2 protein-coding genes are annotated in these 3818 nt (G+C 68.0%); both read left to right on the forward strand.

Annotation, left to right across the window (positions count from 1 at the left end; genetic code table 11):
* Positions 1 to 73: 73 nt before the first annotated feature.
* The gene (locus ACFRCR_RS17555) at positions 74 to 487 is read left to right on the forward strand and encodes a hypothetical protein (RefSeq protein WP_191796819.1); all 414 of its coding nucleotides are present in this window, start codon (positions 74 to 76) and stop codon (positions 485 to 487) included.
* Positions 488 to 640: 153 nt separating this feature from the next.
* A complete protein-coding gene (locus tag ACFRCR_RS17560; RefSeq protein ID WP_377679342.1) occupies positions 641 to 3631 on the forward strand; it encodes a glycoside hydrolase family 3 C-terminal domain-containing protein in 2991 nt (996 codons plus the stop codon).
* The last annotated feature ends 187 nt before the right edge of the window (positions 3632 to 3818 follow it).

Below are 3818 nucleotides of genomic sequence, written 5' to 3' on the forward strand. Positions count from 1 at the left end.
GTCCCGTGGACGCCCCGGTACACCCGTAAGGCTGCGGGACGCTCTCGCGGCCAGAACTCACCAAGGAGCAGAAGTGAAGCAGAACAAGGTGCTGACCACCGGCCTCGGCGTCGTGCTGGGCCTGACGGGGCTCTTCGGGCTCACCGCCTGCGGCAGCGGCGACAGCGACTCCGGCGCGAACGCCTCCGCGGAGCAGGCCGCCGACGTCGACATCAAGGAAGACCTCGAGAACGCCAAGACGGCCGTGGCGGACGCCCTGGCCGAGGACGACTCCTGGGCCCAGATTATGCTTGCCAGCGACGTCAAGGCCCCGACCGTCAAGTACGGCCTTCTCGTGGTGCCCTACACGGCCTCGGACGCCGCGTCGCGCGTGCAGGGCACGGTCGACATCAAGGACGGCAAGTTCACGATCGAGGGCGACTCGGCCGCTACCGGCCAGACGTGGCAGATCGACCAGGACGGAAAGATCTCCGAGGTCTCGGAGTAGCTCCACGGAGCACCGCCCGGTCCCTGGCCAGACGACGTCCGCGGGACCGGGCCGTCGACCCATCACGACGAGACGCTGGCAGTGCGTCACGTCCGCGGCGCAAGCCGGCGATCCCCATGACCTGATCGCTGCCCGCACTCGAGGAGGAATGCAGTGAACGCCAAGGCGAACAACGCCGACCGGCAGAAGAAGCCGATGTCGAACAAGAAGTACCTGTGGATCTGGGCCCCCGCCCTCGCCACGGTGACGGTCGTGACGGTCGTCGCGAACGTGGCGCTCAACGTCGCCGGCGGCTGGGTCGCGTCCCAGTTCGGTTCCGGTACGTACGAGTTCACGAACGCGGCCGAGTCCGCGGGCTGGGACACCGAGTACTACACGTCCGACTTCGGCAGCATCGAGGAGGTCGACGAGGCGGCCAGGTCCCTCGTCGAGGAGATCGCGGCAGGCGGCATCGTCCTGGCCAAGAACGAGGCGGGCACGCTTCCCCTGGCGACGAGCTCGCGCGTGACGATGCTGGGGCGCGCGGCTGCGGACCCGGTGTTCGGCGGCTCGGGCTCCGGCTCGGTCGACACGAACTCGGCGGTCACCGCCCGTGCCGGGCTGGAGAACGCCGGCTTCGAGGTGAACGACCAGGTCTTCACCACGATCGAGGAGTTCGCTGCGGAGAACCCCCGGGGCTACATCGAGATGGACCGCCCCGACATCTCCACCTACTACATCGGTGAGCTGCCGGTGGGCGAGTACGAGGCGCAGTCCGCGTCGTTCGCCGACTACTCCGACGCCGCCGTCGTGTTCGTCGGTCGCCCCGGTGGTGAGGGCGGCGACCTCACGCAGGACATGACCGGCTGGGACGACAACGCCGCACCCGGTCAGCACCAGCTCGAGCTGAACCAGGACGAGAAGGACATGATCGAGCTCGCGAAGTCGAGCTTCGAGAACGTGGTCGTCGTCGTCAACTCCTCCACGACGATCGAGATGGGCGCGCTGCAGGACGACCCTGAGATCGACTCGATCCTGCTGGCCGGTTCACCCGGCGCCACGGGCCTCAGCGCCCTGGGGCGCATCCTCGCGGGCGACGTGAACCCGTCCGGCCGCACCGCGGACCTGTGGGCTGCCGACTTCACGGCCGACCCGACGTTCGCCAACTTCGGCGGGTTCGTCTACGACAACATCGAGGCGTCCTTCCCGGTCCCCGCGATCGAGAAGGCCACCTCCAACGCGACACTCACGTCCGACGCCCCGTTCGTGAACTACGCCGAGGGCATCTACTTCGGCTACCGCTACTACGAGACCGCGGCGGCCGAGGGCTTCATCGACTACGACGAGGCCGTCGTCTACCCCTTCGGGTACGGCCTGAGCTACTCCGACTTCGCCTGGAAGGTCGTCAGCACCGAGGCCGGCGAGGTCGACGGGAAGATCTCCGTGACCGTCGAGGTCACGAACACGGGCGCCACCGCGGGCAAGGACGTCGTCGAGCTCTACTACTCCGCTCCCTACACGGCGGGCGGCATCGAGAAGTCCGAGGTCGTGCTCGGTGGCTTCACGAAGACGGGTCTCCTGGAGCCCGGCGCGAGCGAGACGGTCACGATCGACCTCGCCGTCGAGGACATGGCGTCCTACGACCACCTGGGCAACAAGGCGTACGTCCTCGAGGCGGGCGACTACAGCATCTCGCTGCGGACCGACTCCCACACCGTCGCTCCGGGCACGGAGCCCGTCGTCTACACGGTCGACTCCGACGTCGTGTACTCGGGTGACGCCCACCGTGCGACGGACCTCGCCGAGGTCACGAACCAGTTCGACGACGTCTCGGCGCAGTTCAGCACCGAGCCGACCGACGGCAAGATCCTGTCGATGTCCCGCGCGGACTTCGCCGGTACGTTCCCGAAGGCGCCGACCGCCGACATGCTCGTCGCCGACGAGGCCGTCCAGAAGGGCTTCGAGCCCTGGGACCTCGAGGCGGCAGCGGCGGCGTTCGAGGGCGAGAAGCCCACGACCGGTGCGCAGACGGACCTGACCCTCGTCGACATGCGCGGCCTGCCCAAGGACGACCCGAAGTGGGACGAGCTGCTCGACGCGGTCTCCGTCGGCGACATGACGTCCATGCTGCTCAACGGCGCCTACCAGACGGCCGCCATCGGCTCGATCGCCAAGCCGCAGACCGTCGAGCCCGACGGACCCGCCGGCTTCTCCTCGTTCATCAACTCCTCGATCAACGGGGTGGCCTACCCCTCGGAGTTCCTCATCGCTCAGACGTGGGACGTCGAGCTCGGTGCAGCCATGGGCGAGATGCTCGGCAACGAGGCGATGTTCAAGGGCATCAACGGCTGGTACGCACCGGCGATGAACCTGCACCGTTCACCGTTCGGTGGTCGCAACTTCGAGTACTACTCGGAGGACCCGTTCCTCTCGGGCGCGATGGCGACCTCGGTGGCCAACGGTGCCGCGACGAAGGGCGTCTACACCGCGCTCAAGCACTTCGCGCTCAACGAGCAGGAGACGAACCGCGTCAACAACGGCATCGCGACGTGGGCGACCGAGCAGACGATCCGAGAGATCTACCTCAAGCCGTTCGAGATGGCCGTCAAGGGCATCACCATGGACGTGCAGTACGTGTCCGACGACGAGGGCACGATCTCGGAGACGACGATCGGTGCGGGCAGCATCATGAGCTCGTTCAACCGCATCGGCGCGACGTGGGCCGGTGGCTCCGAGGCGCTCATGACGAACGTCCTGCGCACCGAGTGGGGTTTCGAGGGCTTCGCGATCTCGGACTTCAACCTGTACCCGTACATGAACCCGAACCAGAGCATCAGCGCCGGAACGGACCTCACCCTGACCTTCCAGCCGTCGAAGTCCCTCGGCGACACCACGTCGGCCAAGGCGGTCACGGACATCCGTGAGGCGACCCACAACATCCTGTTCACGGTCGCCAACTCCAACGCCATGAACGGGCTCGCGCCCGGGGCGACGGTCACCTACACGCCGCCGACCTGGGTCTACATCCAGATCGGCGCGACCGTGCTGATCGGCCTCCTGGTGCTGGCCGGCGGGTTCATGGTGACGCGTCGTGTGCTGCGCCACCGGAAGGCCGAGGCTCCCACCGCCACCCCGGAGCGGGTGGCCGTCGGCGCCGACTCCTGAGACCGCCTCGGTCGGTCGTGCGGGTGGTCCCCGTCACGTGCGCGACGGACCGAGGTTCCTCCGGCCGGGTGGCCGACGGTGCGTGTTCCAGCGCGTCCCGCCGGCCGCCCGGCCAGCTTGCCTCCTCGTCCCTCTCGGGGACACCGATGCCCTCGTGAGCGCCATTCCCTCCCCGACGGGGTGGGGC

The organism is Oerskovia sp. NPDC056781, assembly GCF_042789955.1.
In the GTDB taxonomy this organism is placed as follows: domain Bacteria; phylum Actinomycetota; class Actinomycetes; order Actinomycetales; family Cellulomonadaceae; genus Oerskovia; species Oerskovia rustica.